This window comes from Oceanobacillus zhaokaii (assembly GCF_003352005.1).
GTDB classification, from domain to species: domain Bacteria; phylum Bacillota; class Bacilli; order Bacillales; family Amphibacillaceae; genus Oceanobacillus; species Oceanobacillus zhaokaii.
Window position 1 is genome coordinate 1,443,963 of sequence record NZ_CP024848.1, and the last position, 18,865, is coordinate 1,462,827.

Below are 18,865 nucleotides of genomic sequence, written 5' to 3' on the forward strand. Positions count from 1 at the left end.
GGTCAATGATTCGTGTTATTGTAGTGGATGATCATGAAATTGTACGCAAAGGAATTATCGCATATTTACAAACAGAGGATGAATTTGACATCGTGGGAGAAGCAGCGAGTGGAAATGAAGGTGCTGAACTAATTTTACAGTTGAGACCTGATGTATTACTAATGGATTTAATGATGGAGAATGGGAATGGAATTGAAGCGACTAAGCAAGTAATGGAAAAGTACCCAGATTGTAAAATTATTATTTTAACAAGCTATTATGACGATGAGCAAGTTTTCCCGGCGATTAAAGCAGGTGCATTTAGTTATTTATTAAAAACCTCCTCCGCAACGGAAATTGCCGATGCAATTAAGAAAGCGTCGAGTGGAGAAAATGTGATTGAACCGAAAGTAGCTGGGAAAATGATGACAAGTTTTCGTTCTGAAAGTAAGAAGGCACATGACGCGCTAACTGAACGTGAACTGGAAGTTTTGCTTTGTATTGGTAATGGGATGACAAATCAAGAAATTAGTGAAAAATTATATATTGGCATTAAAACAGTCAAAACCCATGTTAGTAATATACTCTCAAAGCTTGAAGTTCATGATCGTACACAGGCTGCAGTATATGTTCATCGAAATCAGCTATTGTAAATTTTACTTAATAAATAAGCATCGTTCGCTAAATTGTCAAATATGAATCTAGTCCTAAGCAAACTTATTTGTGTTTCCTTTCTTGCATTTGTATAATTACAAATGTAAATATAGAAGAGAGGAATACTAATAAATGGGAAAAATGAGTAAGAAAGCGGAGAACCTCTTAATGCTGATATGGGCTCAAGCCTTTATTGCGATGACAGGCAGCTTGTTTTATTCAGAAGTAATGGGATACATTCCTTGTGAACTCTGCTGGTATCAACGAATACTAATGTACCCATTGGTTGTGATTTATGGCTTTGCAGCGATAAAAAAGGAAATTAATATTGCACTACCAGGTCTGATTCTAAGTGGAATAGGTATGCTAGTCTCTGCATATCATTACTTAATTCAAAAAGTACCGGCATTTCAAGAAATAGGTGGATCTTGTGTTGGTGGGGTTCCATGTAACGTTGTTTATGTTAACTATTTTGGCTTTGTCACAATACCATTCCTAGCCGGAGTAGCATTTATAGTGATTTTTATTTTACATCTTCTTTTACTTAGCGAACAAAGAAAGAACAGAGAGGGGAAATAAGTATGGGTAAGAAAATGATTATTTTCATTGGTGCAATCATTGTATTATTTGTAGCGCTATTCTTTGTAATAGACTATAAGAACAATCAGCAATTAGAAGGTAGTAATAATCCTTATGGCACAACAGATTTAGAACAACCAACAATTGACCAGTTGGACAATCCGGATTATGGAAATCAAATTCTTCCAGATGAGTTAAATGAAAAAATAGAAAGTGGCGATGCAGTAACGGTTTATTTCTATAGTCCTACCTGTGTATATTGCCAGCAAACAACACCGTATTTAGTACCACTAGCTGAAGAGAATGAGATTGATATGAAGAAATTTAATTTATTAGAGTTTGGTGATAAATCTCCAGTTGTTATCGAATCTACACCGACATTGGTTTACTTTGAAGGCGGACAAGAAGTCGCTCGGATCGTTGGGCAGCAGCCAGAGGATGAATTCCAGGCATTCTTTGAAGAATTTGTTTTGAAATAGGAGTGCGGGCTCGGGCCCTGAGTTCGGAAGGTGCCTGTCACTTCCGGAAGTATATCGAATGAAAGTGAGCTGGAATAGCAGATATCGGCGAGTTTCACCAATATATCGGTATTTTCTAGTATACTCGCTGAAATTAATTCTTTAAAAATGAACAAACCGTACGAAATTTGGATAACGATCCTTTATTTCGTACGGTTTTTAATATGTGTTCAGTATTCCTTATTCAAACAAAAATTCTAGTTCAAAATATTCCACTAACGACACTTTTCTGCCTTCCTGATCCCATTTATGATATTGATCAAAAACGGACATTACATCATTTTTAGCACGAATCTCCACTAAATGTTTTACAGCAAGATAACTGCGCCAGTAATCAAACATAATGCTTGATAGGCTACCTTCGTAAGAGCTGCTGCCAAAGTCTTCGATGGAATGATTTCCGTATTTGTCCTTGAAAGCATTAACCAATTCCGTTTCGACAGTTGTTATTTCATCAAATTCCTTTTCGCTAAGCAATAATTTTCTCGGTAGGTAAAAACACATTCCTTCTTCAAACCAGATGCCTTCTTCTCGTTCATCTTCAAATTCATCTAAGAATAAATCTGAATGATGTGCTAATTCATGTGCTAATATGATAAATACTTGATTTTCGGAATAATTCTCATAAAATTCTTCCACATTAGGCAGATGTTTTCCTTCCAATTGCTGAAGGAATAGTTTTCTCCAATCCGCTAAGTCTGGTGAAATATATATCAAATTTTTATTTGTGTAGGCTGGTATTGGTATATCAGAAAAAGCAGTAGTTGCTAGCTCTGGAGTTGTCCATATTACACCCTTTGGTAAATCATTCAATGCATATTGCTCTTCCAGTATTTTTTGGTAGTTCTTCAGCTTATTACCAAATTTTTGGATGATATCTTGATATCGGTCGAATTCTTCTTTTTGCTCAAATGCATATATTTGTTTCATTTATTAGTGCCTCTCCTTTTAAAAATTATAATAACATAATATTCCTTCTATTGTTTTTAGAACAACCTTTTATATTATAGGTGACCTGAATAATCATTAATATCACATTTGAACTTATTTCAGAATATTATAGACAACAATTTTGAATAACGATAAAATTGTGTTACATTACATCGGTAATGACCTAATCAAGAGAAATAGAATTACTTCCTCGAATTGCCATGAATCTCGATTCAATCAACAGGGGTGCATATCTACATTTAGAAATTAGATTGTGTTCAACTAAAGGAGTAGATTGCTTTGATTAACCTAGTAGAAAGCATGCACGAATTATCTGTGGTATTACTGTTTCTATGTTTATTTATATACTACTGGCACTTAAGAAAAATAAAGCGGCAAAGAAAACTTTCTTCCTTTGAATTTTTTATGTTTATAATGATTCAGATAGGATATTTCCTTTGGGCGGGTAGTTATCTGCTTCTCTTTTTGGATAGAAATTATTAAACAAGCGAGGCTTTAGTGCAACAAGATTACTAAAGTGAAACATAAAGTTATAGGAGCGCATATCTATACTGAAGGAAATCAAATGCAGAGGGTAAAATCTATAAAGAGATTGCATAGGAGAGAACAATATTGCAAACAAACGTGTATTTAGTACGGCATGCTCATTCGACATTTACACCAGATGAGTTAGGGAGACCTTTATCTGTACAAGGGCTTATAGATGCAGATAGAATTAACAGCTTTCTCGAAAAAGAAGATATAGATGTTGTTATTGCTAGCCAATACAAGAGGGCTGTACAAACCGTGGAAGGAATTGCCCAGAGAATAGGTAAAGAGGTTATCATTGAAAATGGTTTTAAGGAACGAAAACTTGCTGAAAATCCAGTAGATGATTTCGATTCAGCCATCTCAAAAGTTTGGCAGAATCCCTCTTTTTCTTGGGAAGGCGGGGAATCCAATATCGAAGCTCAAAAACGGGGAATTTCAGCAACTTTTAAGATATTAAATAGATATGAAGGTAAAAATATAGCAGTAGGAACTCACGGTAATATAATGGTACTAATCATGAATTACTTAGATAAGAAATATGATTTTCATTTTTGGAAAAGCCTTGATATGCCAGATATTTATAAGCTGACTTTTAATAAAGCGATATTGCATGATGTAACAAGAATATGGAGCAGGGAAGGTCACCGAAAAAATGAACGAGGTTATCAAAAGTAGAATAAAGGGAGGTTGTTCAATTGAAGAAAAATAAACAAGCCGTTATTTGGGTTGTAATTGCTTTATTACTTATTCTAATTTGGCTCTTTACAAAATAAAAATGGTATCCAATCCCCAATCATGGCACAGATTTACATAAAGTGATCGTTATTCTAGACTTTTCTTTTTTGTAAATACAGGTTAGTGAAGGATGCTGCATAATTATCAATAGTGTGTAGAGGAGTAATGGGAATATGTTAACCTTGGTTAAAAACGGTGTGGATAAGATTGACATTGAAAAGGAAATTATGAATTCTAATATGGAGTATAATTTAATAGCTTACGGTAAAGAAGTATTGGAGGTTGAAGATATATTAGTAATATCCAAAGATGCTGACGAATTAAAGATAGAAAGATACTTCATAACAAAAGAAAATGAATATATAGGTATTCTCGACTTTGGAATGTCAAGCCCTCGCTTAAATACACCTTGGATAAGTTTACTTGCCGTCCACCAAAAATATCAAAATTTGGGATATGCAAAAAGAATATATAGGATGTATGAAGAATTAATGAGAAAAAAACTAGTAAATGTGGTTCATATAGCTGTTCATTCTAAAAACAAAAGGGCACTTAATTTTTGGACTTCACTTGGCTTTGTTACATTCGATGAAAGAACATATAAAGGTCAGGTATTCTTAAGCTTGGAAAAGAAATTGGTCAATAATGAAATAAATTTAAATATCCACTAATGAGGGGTAAAATGAAAAAAGTATTGAAGATTTTTTTTACTATAAGTTTCGTGTTTTATTTATCGGCATTGATTATTCTATTATTCTTAGATTCATCAAGAGGCTATTTATCGTCAGATCTTTCAATGATAGAGTATACAAGGAACTATTCAAATTTTGTTCCATTCACGACTATTAGTATGTATATTACGGTAATAATTGATAGGAGCATGAATTTAGAAATTCCTATTAAAAATCTCTTTGGTAATTTCATTATGTTTTTGCCAATGGGGATTTATCTGCCATACTACATTAAAAAGGCAAACAAAGTAAGTGTATTTACTGTTTCGATGGTTTCTTTGTTATTTTTTATTGAGATTATCCAATTAGTTTCAAGAAGAGGAAGTTTTGATATTGATGATTTCATTCTTAATATGCTAGGTGCTTTGGTAGGGTTTAGTATTTGGAAAACAAATATTGTACAGAATCTACTCCGATAATGGTAGACAAATAGAGCTGGATGTACTAAAAACTTTAGTAAGGATGAGATTTAATATCTGTTGGTAATATTTTCTATTATACTAGTTTTGAATAAATAGTTTTGAATAAAATTAATGAACAACACTTCAGCAGGGAGAGTAAAATGGAAGAATTAGAGATATTCTATATAATAAAAATGATTATTATTGGGTTGGTTCAAGGTTTTACAGAACCTATCCCTGTGTCATCAAGTGGACATGTAATGATTGCCAGTGAAGTTTTAGGACTGGGTGAACAAGGGTTTACTTTTGCAATACTTACAAATACTGCTTCACTATTAGCGATACTTTATATTTACAGAAAAGATATTATCAGGCTTATAAGCAATTCGATTTATTATTTGAGAACCAAAAATTCCCGCTATAAAAGTGACTTTCGATTCGTTTGTTTCATAGTTATAGGAACGGTTCCAGCAGGTCTTCTTGGAATTTTATTAAATGACTATATTGCAGAAAATGTCAGTATGACTACAATTGCCGTTATGCTCTTTGTAACAGGGATTGCCCTTTGGTTAATTCGTAATATGAAGGGATCTAAAAACGAACGTGACATTACGATTAAGGATGCGTTCATTGTTGGTTTAGGTCAGGCTGTCGCATTAACCCCTGGCATTAGCCGTTCAGGTGCAACGATAATTTCAGCAATAGCAGTTGGTATGAAACAAGATACAGCACTTCGATTCTCATTTATGTTGTATATTCCAGTAAGTCTTGGGGGAGTTGTACTCGGTTTTTCTGACTTTTTGAATGAACCTAATAAAGCAGACTTAGCAATTCCATATTTAGTAGCGTTTATTGCAACTTCGCTAATGACTTATTTTGCGATGAAGTGGTTTATGGGAATTATGAGAAATGGTAAACTAGTATACTTTACATACTATTGTTTCATCGTTGGGATATTGCTTTTAATCTTCTATTAAATTAACTATGCAGTTCCAGAAGATCGCAGCGTAGATTTAAAACGTAGATTTTCTTTAAATCTCGCTTTGTTCTGATCTAACACAAAATTAATTGAAGATAGAAGTCAATAAAAGTTTTTTATGCAATCAACAGAATCAACAATAAAATTAATCCTGCTTTCAATGAACTTAAAAAGGAGAAAAAAATGATAGACAAAATGAAAGCATTACCCAAAAAGATCGCATTTACAATAGGCATAATATTAATATTAGTTAGTCCGATATTGTTATTTTTGATGTCAGAATTGTTCTCATTTAGTGTTTGGACTTCGATAATAATCCAGGGATTTGTTTATGGTGTTGCTGCAATATTTATAATAAGTGCTGCTGACGAACGACATTCACGTATTGACAGGAGTTAGAGTCTTAACTCATTTTAGATATTGATTCGCAGTAAATGACTTGAAGATAATTAACGAACTCATTAGAAAAAAATTGGTCATAATTTCATAAGAAAGGATTGAAATAATATCGAATTACGACATTTAGAATACTTTTTAATGGTTAGTAAAGAGCTGCATTTTACGAGAGCAGCAGAGAAATTGGGGATTTCGCAACCTACGTTGAGCCACCAGATTAAAATGCTTGAACAAGAAGTGGGGTATTCACTTTTTAACCGTATTGGTAAGAAGATTGAACTTACTAAGGTGGGTGAAATTGTACAACAGGAGGCATTAAATATTCAAAGCTCTTTAAAAAGTATTTCTTCTCAAATTAGAGCATTTTCAAATGTAGAAATAGGAGAATTAAAAATTGCTGTCCTACCAGGAGAAATAACGGATTTGGTATCTACTTTGTGTGGTGAATTTAATCAGCTATATCCGAATATTAAAGTGTTTGTTCAAACTACGGATCAAGTGGAAAAGGCTGTTTTAGAGAATCAAGCTGATTTTGGAATTGGCTTTACATTTAATAACAGTGATATGCTGCAGGTGACGAAATTGTATGATGAAGAATTTTACTTGATTAGTAATGAAAATAATGAAGAGCGGAAAATTTCATTTTCTACCGTTTTAGACAGTTCTCTTATATTATTTCCCAATATACATCAATGCAGACAAATACTTGATAAAACGAGCAGTGAGTTTGGCAGGAAGTTAGATCCTATCATTGAAACCTCTAGTATTGAATCTATCTTAAAACTGGTTCGAAATGGGGTTGGCAACAGTGTTGTTTCACGGACATTATATGAGTTTTATGATACAGACGATTTATACTTCCAGCATATTGAACGACCATCTTTAACTAGATCCATTTATCTCGTGATGAAAAAGAATAGTTTTATCAATTATGCAGCACGCAAGTACATTCAGTTATTAGTTGGGGAAATCGAAAGGCTGCGCTTTGATACAGAAAAAGTTGCGATGGCTTCTTTATATCATTCTTTATTATAGATTTTATCTATTATTATCATAGAAATGATTGTATTGATATATGATATTACCCTCTTTACAATGAAAGTAGAATCATGAAAATTTGAACTATTAAATAGTAAAGGGGATTTTACATTATGTTTCAAGAAGTAGCAGGTATAAAAATTCCAGATACTAAACTGGCGAAAGATGCAGCAGATATTTTACGCGAATTCGGGAATGACTTGTTATGGAATCATTCGAATCGTGTGTTTTTATTTGGTGCAGTCAATGGAACAAAAGCAAAACAGAATTATGATTTAGAGTTGCTGTATGTTAGTGCATTATTCCATGATTTAGGCTTAACCAAAAAGTTCAGTAGTCCAGATTTACGATTTGAGGTAGATGGTGCGAATGCAGCTAGGAGCTTTTTGCAGCAGTATCAAATTCCAGCTGAATCGATTCGCCTTGTATGGGATGCAATTGCATTACACACGACACCTGGCGTCGCAGAGCATAAAGAATCTGAAGTAGCACTACTTTTTTCAGGTGTTGGTTTAGATGTAATGGGAGATGGATTCGAACAATTCCCAGCTGACTTGCGTGAAGAAATTATAAAAGCCTTCCCACGCAACAATTTCAAAAAAGAAATTATTCCAGCGTTCTATGAGGGCTTTAAGCATAAGCCAGAAACGACCTTTGGTAATATGAAGGAAGATATCATTAAACATTTTAGGCCGGAATATAATAATAAAAATTTCTGTAATTGTATTTTACATTCACCATGGACGGAATAGATAAGAAAATGATAGCTTAATAACGAATCGTGGTATTAGGTTTGTATTAAAAGATCAATACTATTAACGTTATTAAATAAGTTCATATATTACTCGCGGAATATCAACATAAGCCTAATTCCTCAATCTAAATAATGAGGAACTAGGCTTTTTATGGTTTGAATATCTTATTGTGGTTAATCTGCATTTCTACGGAGACTGCCGAATAGAGAAAGGATGGACTTATTAACTCTAGAGTTATGCAATAGATGAATAATATTATTGATAATTGTAAAATAATATTATTCAATTAATGATGATAAGGGGCTCTTTTCCACAATTGTAGAAGAATGTTTATACCAATCAATTAAAGAGGAGGAAAATAATGCAGCAATCACTAATCTTTGATATGGATGGAACACTTTTTCAAACAGATAAAATACAATAATTATCCCTTGAGGATACTTTAAATTATTTAAGATAATTAAATAAATGGGATACAAAAACACCGATTTATAAGTATCGTGAAATTATGGGCGTTCCTTTACCCAAAGTATGGGAAACACTGCTGCCCAATCATACTATCGCAATAAGAGAACAAATGGATGCTTATTTTCTGGAACGAATAGTTGAAAATATTAGGAATGGGGAAAGGCGCATTATATCGAAATGTTAAAGAAGTATTTCGTTATTTAAAGGAAAATAATGTAAAAATTTACATAGCGAGCAATGGTCTAACAAGATACTTAAAGGCAATAGTAGGTTATTATAATTTAGACGAATGGGTCACTGAAACTCTTAGTATCCAACAAATTGAATCATTGAATAAAGCTGACTTGGCGGATCATATTATTGAGAAATATGGAATTACCAGTGGGGCAGTAGTTGGCAATCGATTATCAGATATAAATGCAGCGGAAGAGAATGGTTTGGTTTCAATCGGATGTAATTTTGATTTCGCACAGGAAGAGGAGCTTGCTCAAGCAGTATGATAATCGAAGACTTAATCGAGCTGGAAACAATTTTGCCTATTATAGGTAAGATATAATAGTTTTATAGATTATAAATTTGAGGTGATATTATGTCTGTAAAAGGTCTTAATCATTTTTTGTTTTCAGTTTCTAATCTAGAGGCAGCGATTGCATTTTATCAAAATGTGTTTGAAGCGAAGCTATTAGTGAAAGGTAGAAGTACTGCTTATTTTGATTTAGATGGCATGTGGATTGCTCTAAATGAAGAAAAGGACATTCCACGAAATGAAATCAACCAATCATACACACATATCGCATTTTCTATTGAAGAGGAAGACTTCAATCTCATCTATGGAAGATTAGTGGATTTGAATGTAAATATACTACAGGGCCGTCCAAGGGATGAGCGAGACAAAAAATCTATTTATTTCACTGATCCAGATGGTCATAAATTTGAATTTCATACGGGTACTTTACAAGACAGATTAAATTATTATAAACAGGAAAAAACACATATGGAGTTTTTTGACTAAATGAATTTATGTTTTACCATTGAGGGTTTGATACATAATTTCTCCTACTCCATTAAATTTCCAACAACCCGAATAAAAACAATACTCGTATTTTGGTTCAGTCCGATTCAAAATACGAGTATTAGATATTATTTTTATATGAAAGCTACTACAAAGCCATTTTTGAGAAATTCCCCTCATTCATCTTCCGCATACATCTGATATGCCGTTACAAATGGTCGCTCAGGGAAATATGCTGCAGGTTTTGTTGATTGGTTTTTATGTGCTTGCTTAAATTGCTCCGAATTCTTCCAATTGTCGAAGTCCTTGGATGAATGCCATTGAGTGAGGACTACGTACGTATTTCCTTTTACAGGCCGAAGCAATCGAAAAGCTTCAAAACCAGGCATTGCATCTACTGCGTTTTTTCGGTTTTTAAACCGATATTCGAATGCAGGCTGCTCTTCCTCCTGCACGGGAATATTGTTCATTACAATAAATCCTTCTTTTTTCAGTTTACCCGTTTCAATAACTACTTCATATTCACGCCCAGCGCTGAACACATTTTTACTGGAATTTTCATAGTATGCTGCACCGTTCTCACTATTTGTCATGAAGTAGAACTGAATATCACGATATTTTCCTTCTAGTTTTAGTAAAAAATCAATTGTGCCGATTGTCATAAAAGCCTTCACAGCTGAAACCCCTTTCTTTACGGTTCTCATTATATCATAACGTATCAGCAGCTGGTTTGCGATATTAATCTATTCACTAAAATCGGTAATGGGTGAGTGTTCTCTCCGTTTGCTCCTGTCAAAAAATGCCGTATAATGGAGTATGTACAGAGGTGAACAAATGAGAAATAAAAAGAAAAAGGACGAAAAGCGACGCTTTAATCTGACAAAGCGCTGGAAAATTTCCTTAACGATAATTGGTATTTTATTAGTGCTCGCCTTGATTGGTTTTGCTGCTATATTATACGGTGGTCGACTCATCGTCAATGAAGAAGCGTTAATTTTAGATACAACGACAACAATTGAAACTGCTAACGGTGAGATCATTGGTAAATTATATAATGAAAACCGGACAATGGTACAGATTGATCAGATACCAGATCATGTGAAAAATGCATTTATTGCAATTGAGGATCGGCGTTTTTATGAGCATGGTGGAGTGGATTTCAAATCAGTCTTCCGGGCGATTTATAAGGATATTCTTGCAATGAGTAAGGTTGAGGGTGCTAGTACAATCACCCAGCAGTTAGCAAAGAATTTGTTTTTATCCAATGATAAAACATGGACACGTAAATCAAAAGAGGTAATGGCAGCGATTTATCTTGAACAGAGATTATCTAAGGATGAAATATTGGAATTATATTTAAATGAAATTTACTTCGGTAATGGAGTATATGGAATCGAAACAGCTTCAAACTACTTTTTCTCAAAATCGGTTGATGACTTATCGATTGCAGAAGGAGCATTGCTTGCAGGGCTTGCGAAAGCACCAAATGGCTACTCGCCAATAAATCATCCGGATAAAGCATTAAACCGAAGAAATACCGTATTACATTCAATGGAAGCAGCGGGCATGATTTCTACTGAAACAAGATTAGTTGAAGAAGGGAAATCGATTGATTTAGCAATACAAAAGCTGCAAGCTAATCCATGGGCAGATAGCTATATTGATCTGGTAATGAAGGAAGCAAGCGACGAACACGAGCTTTCAATCGATGAATTAAAACGCGGTGGGTATAGAATCGTTGTCAATATGGATGACAACACGCAGCAAATCGCTTACGAGAAATTCCAAGAAGAGCCCTATTTCCCAGGCAATATGGCTGGTGTTGAGGGTGCATTTACTATGATGGATCAGGAAACGGGTAAAATTATTGCCGCAATTGGAGGTCGGAATTATCAGCTAGGTGATTTAAACCGAGTAATGGTGAAAAGACAGCCTGGTTCGACGATTAAACCGATTGCTGTTTATGGACCTGCAATGATGAAAACCGATAAATATCAGCCTTATACACTTTTACCAGACTATGCAATAGATCATAATGGATATGTCGTTTCGAATGCAGATAATGTTTATTCAAATGCCGTAACGATTTATGATGCGCTGAAGTATTCGAATAATGCTGCAACTGTTTGGCTTTTAGACCAAATTGGAATTGATTACTCCAAAGAGTATTTACAGAAGATGGGAATTAATTTACAGGACGAAGGCTTGGCAATCGCTTTAGGTGGATTATCTGAAGGAATTACCCCATTGCAAATGATGGAGAGTTATCGAACATTTGCAAATGCGGGGAAAATGATAGATTCGCACACTATCGACCGGATTTACAACAAAAATGGAGAAAAATTGTATCAAGCTGAACCATCAGAAACAGAAGTGTTTAGTCCGCAAGTTGCTTGGAATATGACGGAAATTTTATCAGAAGCGGTAGAAACTGGCACAGCTGCCGCTGGTGAATTTTCGAAGGCATTAGCAGGGAAAACGGGATCTACAGAGCACCCATTTGTCAAAGGACAAACGAAGGATGCATGGTTTGTTGGTTATACGCCACAATACGTAATGGCACTATGGATGGGGTATGATAAATCGGATAAGGAACATTATTTGACGGGTGGAAGCAGCTATCCAACAAGTTTAACAAAGGCGATACTATCGGAAATGGATAGTAGAAAACCACTTGCAGAGAGCTTCACGAAGCCAGATTCAGTAAAGAATTTACCAAAACCAATTCTACTCCCAGAAATAACGAATTTACAAGCAAGTTATGAATTTGGTGGATTTTCTATTATTAAAGGAAAGCTATCATGGCAAGGTTCTGATGATGAACGTGTCATTTACCGTATATATCGGGAAGAAGATGGAATCGATACACGAGTTGGAGAAATAGAGGGAGAAACTGAATTTATTATTGATAATGCCTTATTTAAATCGAATCGGTACTATATTGTCCCGTACGATCCACTGACCAAGCTGGAAGGCATCAGATCAGAAACTATCGAATTATCATGGTAATTGTCAAATAATATGCCAAGTCAGTAGTTTAGAATCATTCCTAAATAAGACAAATTCATGACAAAGAGAACACAATGCTACACTTTTATCATAGAAATGGCTATAGTTTATAGTGGAGGTTTAAAAAGTTGGGCTTATCCCGCTTTTTGAATATAGATATATACTATTTACAGTACCTACAAAGGATGAATTTATATGTCGAGAAAAATAAACACAACCATCTTAAATGCATATAGAGGGGAAGAAACCGAATATATTCCTGCATGGTATATGCGCCAAGCGGGCAGATCACAGCCTGAATATCGAGAAATTAAGAAGAAATATTCTTTGTTTGAAATTACGCATCAGCCAGAGCTATGTGCGTATGTAACTCGCTTGCCTGTTGAAAACTATGGAGTAGATGCTGCGATACTTTACAAAGATATTATGACACCACTTCAACCAATCGGAGTGGATGTAGAAATCAAGTCAGGTATTGGTCCAGTGATTCATAATCCAATTACTACTTTTCAGGACGTTGAAAAATTAGGGGAAATAAATCCAACAACAGATGTACCATATGTACTTGATACGATTCGCTTGCTCACCGAAGAGCAATTAGATGTGCCTCTGATCGGTTTTAGTGGTGCACCGTTCACACTTGCAAGCTATATGATTGAAGGCGGCCCTTCCAAAAACTATACGAAAACGAAAGCATTAATGTATCGTGAACCGGCAACATGGTTTGCATTAATGGACAAGCTAGCGGATATGATTATTACGTATGTAGAGGCGCAAATAGAAGCAGGGGTAAAAGTGGTACAAATCTTTGACTCTTGGGTAGGTTCTTTGAATGCTTCTGATTATCGGATATTTATTAAACCAGTGATGACGAGAATCTTCTCTGAATTACGTCAACATCAGGTTCCATTAATTATCTTCGGTGTTGGCGCAAGGCATCTATTGCTTGAATGGAATGATCTGCCTGTCGATGTTATTGGGCTTGATTGGCGCACTTCGATTAAGGAAGCAAGAGAAATGGGCGTTACGAAGGTTGTTCAAGGTAACTTAGATCCTGCAATTTTACTTTCCAAATGGGAAACTATTGAAGAACGATTAAAAGTTATATTAGACGAAGGTTTAGAGCAAGGGAAGTATGTATTTAATCTTGGTCACGGAGTAACACCTGAAATAGAACCAGCAACATTGAAAAAACTAACAGAGTATATTCATACTTATACTAAAGCGTAAATTTTTTAAGTAGAGGTGTAAAACATGGAAAAAAAGAAAATGGGATTATTAGTAATGGCTTATGGAACACCAACAAAAGAGGAAGAAATTGAACCATATTACACGCATATTCGTCATGGCAGAAAACCTGACGCAGAAGCATTACAGGATTTAAAAGACCGCTATAAAGCAATTGGTGGTGTTTCACCATTAGCGAAGATTACTGACCAACAAGCGAGTGCTTTAGAAGCACAACTAAATGCATCTCAAGATAAATATGAATATAAAGCTTACATTGGTTTAAAACATATTGCACCATTTATTGAGGATGCTGTTGCTGAAATGGCAAATGACGGTGTTACGGAAGCTGTTTCAATTGTTCTTGCACCACATTATTCTACTTTTAGTGTGAAATCGTACAATGACCGTGCGGCAAATGAAGCAGTAAAACATGGAATTACAATTGAAGCAGTAGAAAGCTGGTATACTGAAGCTGGATTTATTAAATTCTGGGCCGATGGAGTTAAAGAGATTTTCGGCAATATGTCAGAAGCAGAACGTGACAAGGCGGTATTAATCGTATCTGCACATAGTCTCCCTGAGAAGATTTTGCAAAATGGTGATCCGTATCCTGATCAATTGAGAGAAACTGCTGAGCTTCTTGTTGAGGCTTCTGGTGTTAAACATTATGCACTTGGTTGGCAAAGTGAAGGAAATACACCAGACCCGTGGCTTGGACCGGATGTTCAGGACTTAACTAGAGAATTATATGATAAGGAAGGATTCCATTCATTTGTATATGCTCCAGTAGGTTTCGTTGCAGATCATTTAGAGGTATTATTTGATAATGATTATGAATGTAAAGTAGTCTGTGATGAAATTGGTGCGAACTATTATCGTCCAGAAATGCCAAATGTTGCGCCACAATTTATTGAGACATTAGCAAATGTTGTTTTGAAAAAAGTGAAGAGCGAAGTATGAAAAAAATGAAAAGAATCGTGATTATAGGCGGCGGGATAACTGGATTATCCGCCGCCTATAAATTACAAAAAGAGATCGAGCAACGAGGACTTGCAATTGAGTTGAAACTAATCGAAGCAAGTGAACGACTTGGCGGAAAAATAAAAACGCAAAAACATGCTGGCTATACAATTGAACAAGGACCAGATTCACTTTTATCAAGAAAACCTGCAGTAGTGAAATTAGTCGAGGAACTAGAACTACAAGACGAAATCATTCGTAATTCAACAGGGAAGTCTTATATTATTCTGGATAATCAGTTCCATCGATTGCCCCAAGGAACATATATGGGAATACCCAAAAATGAAAAATCGCTATTATCATCCACTTTAATTTCGGAAGAGGGAAAGAAGCGTGCGTTAGAAGACCTTACAATTCCAAGAAGTAACACTGAGAAGGATAAGTCATTAGGTTTATTTCTGCGCCATCGTTTCGGGGATGAGTTAGTGGATAAACAATTATCACCACTTCTAGCAGGTATCCATTCTGCTGATATCGATAAGATGAGCCTTCTTGCAACGTACCCAAATCTTCTTCAATTAGAGCAAGAGTATGGAAGCATTATGAAGGGCTTACAAGAGACAATCCCGAAACAAAAAGAAGTTAAAGATAAAAAGAATGAGGGAATCTTTTTTTCATTTAGAGAAGGCTTAGAAACGTTAGTACATACACTTGCTGCTAAATTAGCGAAAGGTACAGTAATATTAAATAAAGCCATTCAAACAATAGAAAAAAATGATGAAGGGTATCAATTAATAGTAAGCGGTGGAGAGAGATACGAGGCGGATGCAATTGTTGTAGCAACGCCGCATTTTACAGTCTCCGAAATGTTTAAAGGGTATGATTTCCTCCAAAGTTTAGATGAAATTCCTACGACATCAACTGCGAATGTTGTTATGACTTTTGATAAATCATCTATTCGTAATGAAATTGATGGAACTGGTTTCCAAGTACCAGCTGTTGAAAACTATACTATAACAGCTTGCACATGGACTGATAAAAAATGGCCTACGACGACTCCGAAAGAAAAGGTTATGCTGCGTTGTTATGTTGGCAGAGCGAGTGAACAATCAGTTATTAATCTTTCGGATGAAGAAATAACTGACATTGTTTTGAGTGATCTAAAGAAAATAATGGGAATTGAAGCAAAACCAGAATTTACAGTAATTACGCGCTGGCATAATGGGCGTGCACAATATAATGTCGGGCACCTAGAACGGATTGCAAACGTAAGAAATCAACTAGAACAGGCTTTACCAGGCGTCTATTTATCTGGTAGCTCTTATAATGGAATGGGGATTCCGGATTGTATTAGCCAAGGGGAACAGGCAGCAAATGAGGTACTAGAGTTTCTGGGAGAAATGTAGGCCTAGGCTTCCTTATCTTCTTGAAAATTAAGGTTTAATCAAGTCTTTAGGTGACAACCATAGGGGAAGTTCGGTTAAATACGCGACGTCCTGGGACTGCGGTTACTCGTCCTATCGAAAACATTTGTCGCAACACCGAACGGACCTACATCCTGTATGCCCCACTTATTCGTTAAGAAAGTTTTATACTTTCTTACCTACAAAAAAACTACAGCTATCAGGATAGCTGTAGGAACGATTACTTTTGAGTTTTATCTTGCAGGATGATCACATTCGTCACATACATGACCATAGCAATCAGCTTTTTCGACGATGTCTTGCCCACATACGTCACACTTTCGGTTAGGTAGATTTTTAAAGAATTCGATAACGTTTTCCATATTCATCCCCCTTTTCGAATTATTAGTTAATTGATTAATAGTATTGTATTACAACACCCTGTGTTTTGTCAACACTGTGTTACAACAAAAATAAAAAAATAGGAGTGAATTTAATGAAATTAACGGTAATCGGCTATTGGGGCGGCTATCCTGCCGCTGATGGTGCTACATCTTCTTACTTATTGGAAAAGGATAATTTTTCCTTGTTAATTGATGTTGGGAGCGGAGCGTTATCAGCTTTGCAAAGGCATAAAACAGTTTCAGAGCTTGATGCTGTTATCGTTTCTCATTATCATCACGATCATATTGCAGATGTTGGTGTATTACAATATGCCAGACTAGTACAGAATAATGTAACAGGTAGAGAAAAAGTGTTACCTATTTATGGTCATATTGAAGATCAGCATGGGTTTGCGTCATTAACACATGATTATACAAAAGGAATTGCCTATGATCCAAAGCAATCATTAGAGGTAGGACCATTCACGATTACCTTTCTAAAAACGAAGCATCCGGTGCCATGTTATGCAATGCGAATAACAGATGGTGAAAATGTCTTAGTGTATACAGCTGATTCAAGTTATATGCCGGAACTTATTTCCTTTGCAAAGGATGCTGATTTACTTGTCACCGATTGTAATTATTATGCAGGATTGGACGGATCGAAGGCAGGTCATATGACAAGTGAAGAAGCGGCGGGAATTGCAAGTGATGCAAATGTCAAATCACTATTGCTTAGCCACCTGCCACAGTTTGGTGATACTAATCAATTAGTTGAAGAGGCAAGGGGAATTTTTAAAGGTGAAATAAACCTTGCTGCAAAAGGATTTACTTGGAATTAAATGGTCATGCTGTTTATTAATTAATATGAAATCAGAGTAATATCCTTTGATTTCAATAAAGCTTAGTATTAAACTACTATATATAGAATATTAGGAGGTAATAAGTAATGAAATTTATCGATAATCGAGGCATTCTTGATCCAATGGTAAATTTAGCAATTGAGGAATACATATTAGAGAACTTTGGTGAAAAAGATACATATTTACTATTCTATGTTAATAAACCATCCATCATTATTGGCAGAAACCAGAATACGATTGAAGAAATTAACACAGATTATGTAGAAGAAAAAGGGATTAAAGTTGTCCGTCGTCTTTCAGGTGGTGGCGCGGTTTATCATGATGAACAAAATTTGAACTTTAGTTTTATTACAAAGGATGACGGGGAGAGCTTTCAAAACTTCGCTAAATTTACGCAACCAATGATAGACGCATTGAAGAGCTTAGGTGTTCCAGCAGAAATGCAAGGACGTAATGACCTTGCTGTAGAAGGACGAAAAATCTCTGGAAATGCAATGTTTTCAACAAGAGGACGAATGTTCAGTCATGGTACATTAATGCTGGATTCTGAAATTGAAGAGCTTTCGAAGGCATTAAAAGTAAATAAGCTTAAAATCGAATCAAAAGGGATTAAATCTGTAAGAAGTAGAGTTGCCAATATATCCGAATACCTCGATGAAAAGATTACAGTCGATCAATTTAAAGAGCTGATTCTAAAGCATGTCTTCGAAGTAGATAATATTCGTGATGTTCCACAATATATATTAACCGAGGAAGATTGGCAAAATATCTATGAAATTTCTAAAAATCGTTACCAGCAATGGGAATGGAACTACGGTAAATCACCATCGTATAACGTCCAAGAATCTAAAAAGTTCCCTGCAGGCTTAGTCGATGTGCGTTTAGATGTTCAAAAGGGAGTAATTGAAAGTTGTAAGATTTATGGTGACTTCTTTGGTATTGGTAATATAGCTGATCTTGAAGAAAGCATTACTGGTGTTCGTCATGAACGCCAGGCAATCGAAAAAGCACTTGAAGATTTCGATGTATCCCATTACTTAGGAAGAATTACAAAAGAGGATTTCATTAACTTGCTTTATTAATAAAAATCAGCTTGCTTATAATAAGGTACCGCCCCCTGAAAGTTAGAGTAGAAAATCTAACTTTCGGGTTTTTTTCTACAAAATTAATGCAGTATTGATACAAAGCAGCAAACAATGCATAAATTTCATATAAAAGTAAATATTGCCAGTTACTAATTTTAATTATTTGTAAAATTATGGTTTTTAACTACCTTTTTATAGTGAATTA

At 35.1% G+C, this 18,865-nt stretch carries 19 protein-coding genes and 1 pseudogene; 17 read left to right on the forward strand and 3 right to left on the reverse strand.

Annotated elements, in window-relative coordinates; all coding sequences use genetic code 11:
• Nucleotides 1-5 precede the first annotated feature (5 nt).
• The 3 genes from CUC15_RS07260 to CUC15_RS07270 all read left to right on the forward strand — a co-directional run bounded on the left by CUC15_RS07260 (nucleotide 6) and on the right by CUC15_RS07270 (nucleotide 1,691).
• Nucleotides 6-632 (forward strand): response regulator, encoded by a 627-nt coding sequence (locus CUC15_RS07260; RefSeq protein WP_114916019.1) that lies wholly within the window; start codon nucleotides 6-8, stop codon nucleotides 630-632.
• Nucleotides 633-765: 133 nt separating this feature from the next.
• Nucleotides 766-1,212 (forward strand): disulfide oxidoreductase, encoded by a 447-nt coding sequence (locus tag CUC15_RS07265; RefSeq protein ID WP_114916020.1) that lies wholly within the window; start codon nucleotides 766-768, stop codon nucleotides 1,210-1,212.
• Between the two features lie 2 nt (nucleotides 1,213-1,214).
• Nucleotides 1,215-1,691 (forward strand): thioredoxin family protein, encoded by a 477-nt coding sequence (locus CUC15_RS07270; protein WP_114916021.1) that lies wholly within the window; start codon nucleotides 1,215-1,217, stop codon nucleotides 1,689-1,691.
• A gap of 219 nt (nucleotides 1,692-1,910) precedes the next feature.
• Here CUC15_RS07270 and CUC15_RS07275 read toward each other — a convergent pair whose 3' ends face one another.
• Nucleotides 1,911-2,660, reverse strand: coding sequence for a hypothetical protein (locus CUC15_RS07275; RefSeq protein ID WP_114916022.1), 750 nt, complete (start codon nucleotides 2,658-2,660; stop codon nucleotides 1,911-1,913).
• Nucleotides 2,661-3,293: 633 nt separating this feature from the next.
• Here CUC15_RS07275 and CUC15_RS07285 point away from each other — a divergent pair.
• The 8 genes and pseudogenes from CUC15_RS07285 to fosM all read left to right on the forward strand — a co-directional run bounded on the left by CUC15_RS07285 (nucleotide 3,294) and on the right by fosM (nucleotide 9,727).
• Entirely contained in the window at nucleotides 3,294-3,887 is a 594-nt protein-coding gene (locus CUC15_RS07285; protein WP_114916023.1) for a histidine phosphatase family protein, read from the forward strand.
• A 233-nt stretch (nucleotides 3,888-4,120) separates the two neighbouring features.
• Complete coding sequence (locus tag CUC15_RS07290) at nucleotides 4,121-4,618, forward strand: GNAT family N-acetyltransferase (protein WP_114916024.1); 498 nt, start codon at nucleotides 4,121-4,123, stop codon at nucleotides 4,616-4,618.
• A gap of 11 nt (nucleotides 4,619-4,629) precedes the next feature.
• Nucleotides 4,630-5,097, forward strand: a complete 468-nt coding sequence (locus CUC15_RS07295; RefSeq protein ID WP_114916025.1) for a VanZ family protein — start codon at nucleotides 4,630-4,632, stop codon at nucleotides 5,095-5,097.
• 143 nt (nucleotides 5,098-5,240) lie between these two features.
• Nucleotides 5,241-6,056, forward strand: a complete 816-nt coding sequence (locus CUC15_RS07300; RefSeq protein ID WP_114916026.1) for an undecaprenyl-diphosphate phosphatase — start codon at nucleotides 5,241-5,243, stop codon at nucleotides 6,054-6,056.
• A gap of 509 nt (nucleotides 6,057-6,565) precedes the next feature.
• Complete coding sequence (locus tag CUC15_RS07310) at nucleotides 6,566-7,489, forward strand: LysR family transcriptional regulator (RefSeq protein WP_278309212.1); 924 nt, start codon at nucleotides 6,566-6,568, stop codon at nucleotides 7,487-7,489.
• A 116-nt stretch (nucleotides 7,490-7,605) separates the two neighbouring features.
• The gene (locus tag CUC15_RS07315) at nucleotides 7,606-8,244 is read left to right on the forward strand and encodes an HD domain-containing protein (RefSeq protein WP_114916029.1); all 639 of its coding nucleotides are present in this window, start codon (nucleotides 7,606-7,608) and stop codon (nucleotides 8,242-8,244) included.
• A gap of 364 nt (nucleotides 8,245-8,608) precedes the next feature.
• Nucleotides 8,609-9,271, forward strand: a pseudogene (locus CUC15_RS07320) (HAD family hydrolase).
• Between the two features lie 33 nt (nucleotides 9,272-9,304).
• A complete protein-coding gene (gene fosM, locus CUC15_RS07325; protein ID WP_114916030.1) occupies nucleotides 9,305-9,727 on the forward strand; it encodes a FosM family fosfomycin resistance protein in 423 nt (140 codons plus the stop codon).
• A gap of 176 nt (nucleotides 9,728-9,903) precedes the next feature.
• Here fosM and CUC15_RS07330 read toward each other — a convergent pair whose 3' ends face one another.
• The gene (locus tag CUC15_RS07330) at nucleotides 9,904-10,401 is read right to left on the reverse strand and encodes an antibiotic biosynthesis monooxygenase family protein (RefSeq protein ID WP_114916031.1); all 498 of its coding nucleotides are present in this window, start codon (nucleotides 10,399-10,401) and stop codon (nucleotides 9,904-9,906) included.
• 160 nt (nucleotides 10,402-10,561) lie between these two features.
• Between CUC15_RS07330 and CUC15_RS07335 the strand changes: the two genes are divergently transcribed.
• The 4 genes from CUC15_RS07335 to hemY all read left to right on the forward strand — a co-directional run bounded on the left by CUC15_RS07335 (nucleotide 10,562) and on the right by hemY (nucleotide 16,332).
• Entirely contained in the window at nucleotides 10,562-12,736 is a 2,175-nt protein-coding gene (locus tag CUC15_RS07335) for a transglycosylase domain-containing protein (RefSeq protein ID WP_114916032.1), read from the forward strand.
• A 195-nt stretch (nucleotides 12,737-12,931) separates the two neighbouring features.
• A complete protein-coding gene (hemE, locus tag CUC15_RS07340) occupies nucleotides 12,932-13,966 on the forward strand; it encodes a uroporphyrinogen decarboxylase (protein ID WP_114916033.1) in 1,035 nt (344 codons plus the stop codon).
• A gap of 24 nt (nucleotides 13,967-13,990) precedes the next feature.
• Nucleotides 13,991-14,926: a ferrochelatase gene (hemH, locus tag CUC15_RS07345; RefSeq protein WP_114916034.1), complete on the forward strand. Its 936-nt coding sequence runs from the start codon at nucleotides 13,991-13,993 to the stop codon at nucleotides 14,924-14,926.
• The gene (gene hemY / locus CUC15_RS07350; protein WP_114916035.1) at nucleotides 14,923-16,332 is read left to right on the forward strand and encodes a protoporphyrinogen oxidase; all 1,410 of its coding nucleotides are present in this window, start codon (nucleotides 14,923-14,925) and stop codon (nucleotides 16,330-16,332) included. Before hemH ends, hemY begins: the two co-directional genes overlap by 4 nt.
• A 251-nt stretch (nucleotides 16,333-16,583) precedes the next feature.
• Here hemY and yhfH read toward each other — a convergent pair whose 3' ends face one another.
• Complete coding sequence (gene yhfH, locus CUC15_RS07355; protein WP_114916036.1) at nucleotides 16,584-16,712, reverse strand: protein YhfH; 129 nt, start codon at nucleotides 16,710-16,712, stop codon at nucleotides 16,584-16,586.
• 113 nt (nucleotides 16,713-16,825) lie between these two features.
• Here yhfH and CUC15_RS07360 point away from each other — a divergent pair, with 113 nt between their 5' ends.
• On the forward strand, nucleotides 16,826-17,554 hold the full coding sequence (locus CUC15_RS07360; RefSeq protein ID WP_114916037.1) for an MBL fold metallo-hydrolase: 729 nt from the start codon (nucleotides 16,826-16,828) through the stop codon (nucleotides 17,552-17,554).
• Between the two features lie 107 nt (nucleotides 17,555-17,661).
• The gene (lplA, locus tag CUC15_RS07365) at nucleotides 17,662-18,657 is read left to right on the forward strand and encodes a lipoate--protein ligase (protein WP_114916038.1); all 996 of its coding nucleotides are present in this window, start codon (nucleotides 17,662-17,664) and stop codon (nucleotides 18,655-18,657) included.
• The last annotated feature ends 208 nt before the right edge of the window (nucleotides 18,658-18,865 follow it).

What these genes read in the sequence shown, in the direction of transcription:
- CUC15_RS07260 (WP_114916019.1), top strand. Translation starts at nt 6, where the DNA reads ATGATTCGTGTTATTGTAGTGGATGATCATGAAATTGTACGCAAAGGA.
- CUC15_RS07265 (WP_114916020.1), top strand. Translation starts at nt 766, where the DNA reads ATGGGAAAAATGAGTAAGAAAGCGGAGAACCTCTTAATGCTGATATGG.
- CUC15_RS07270 (WP_114916021.1), top strand. Translation starts at nt 1,215, where the DNA reads ATGGGTAAGAAAATGATTATTTTCATTGGTGCAATCATTGTATTATTT.
- CUC15_RS07275 (WP_114916022.1), bottom strand. Translation starts at nt 2,660, where the DNA reads ATGAAACAAATATATGCATTTGAGCAAAAAGAAGAATTCGACCGATAT.
- CUC15_RS07290 (WP_114916024.1), top strand. Translation starts at nt 4,121, where the DNA reads ATGTTAACCTTGGTTAAAAACGGTGTGGATAAGATTGACATTGAAAAG.
- CUC15_RS07295 (WP_114916025.1), top strand. Translation starts at nt 4,630, where the DNA reads ATGAAAAAAGTATTGAAGATTTTTTTTACTATAAGTTTCGTGTTTTAT.
- CUC15_RS07300 (WP_114916026.1), top strand. Translation starts at nt 5,241, where the DNA reads ATGGAAGAATTAGAGATATTCTATATAATAAAAATGATTATTATTGGG.
- CUC15_RS07315 (WP_114916029.1), top strand. Translation starts at nt 7,606, where the DNA reads ATGTTTCAAGAAGTAGCAGGTATAAAAATTCCAGATACTAAACTGGCG.
- fosM (WP_114916030.1), top strand. Translation starts at nt 9,305, where the DNA reads ATGTCTGTAAAAGGTCTTAATCATTTTTTGTTTTCAGTTTCTAATCTA.
- CUC15_RS07335 (WP_114916032.1), top strand. Translation starts at nt 10,562, where the DNA reads ATGAGAAATAAAAAGAAAAAGGACGAAAAGCGACGCTTTAATCTGACA.
- hemE (WP_114916033.1), top strand. Translation starts at nt 12,932, where the DNA reads ATGTCGAGAAAAATAAACACAACCATCTTAAATGCATATAGAGGGGAA.
- hemH (WP_114916034.1), top strand. Translation starts at nt 13,991, where the DNA reads ATGGAAAAAAAGAAAATGGGATTATTAGTAATGGCTTATGGAACACCA.
- hemY (WP_114916035.1), top strand. Translation starts at nt 14,923, where the DNA reads ATGAAAAAAATGAAAAGAATCGTGATTATAGGCGGCGGGATAACTGGA.
- yhfH (WP_114916036.1), bottom strand. Translation starts at nt 16,712, where the DNA reads ATGGAAAACGTTATCGAATTCTTTAAAAATCTACCTAACCGAAAGTGT.
- CUC15_RS07360 (WP_114916037.1), top strand. Translation starts at nt 16,826, where the DNA reads ATGAAATTAACGGTAATCGGCTATTGGGGCGGCTATCCTGCCGCTGAT.
- lplA (WP_114916038.1), top strand. Translation starts at nt 17,662, where the DNA reads ATGAAATTTATCGATAATCGAGGCATTCTTGATCCAATGGTAAATTTA.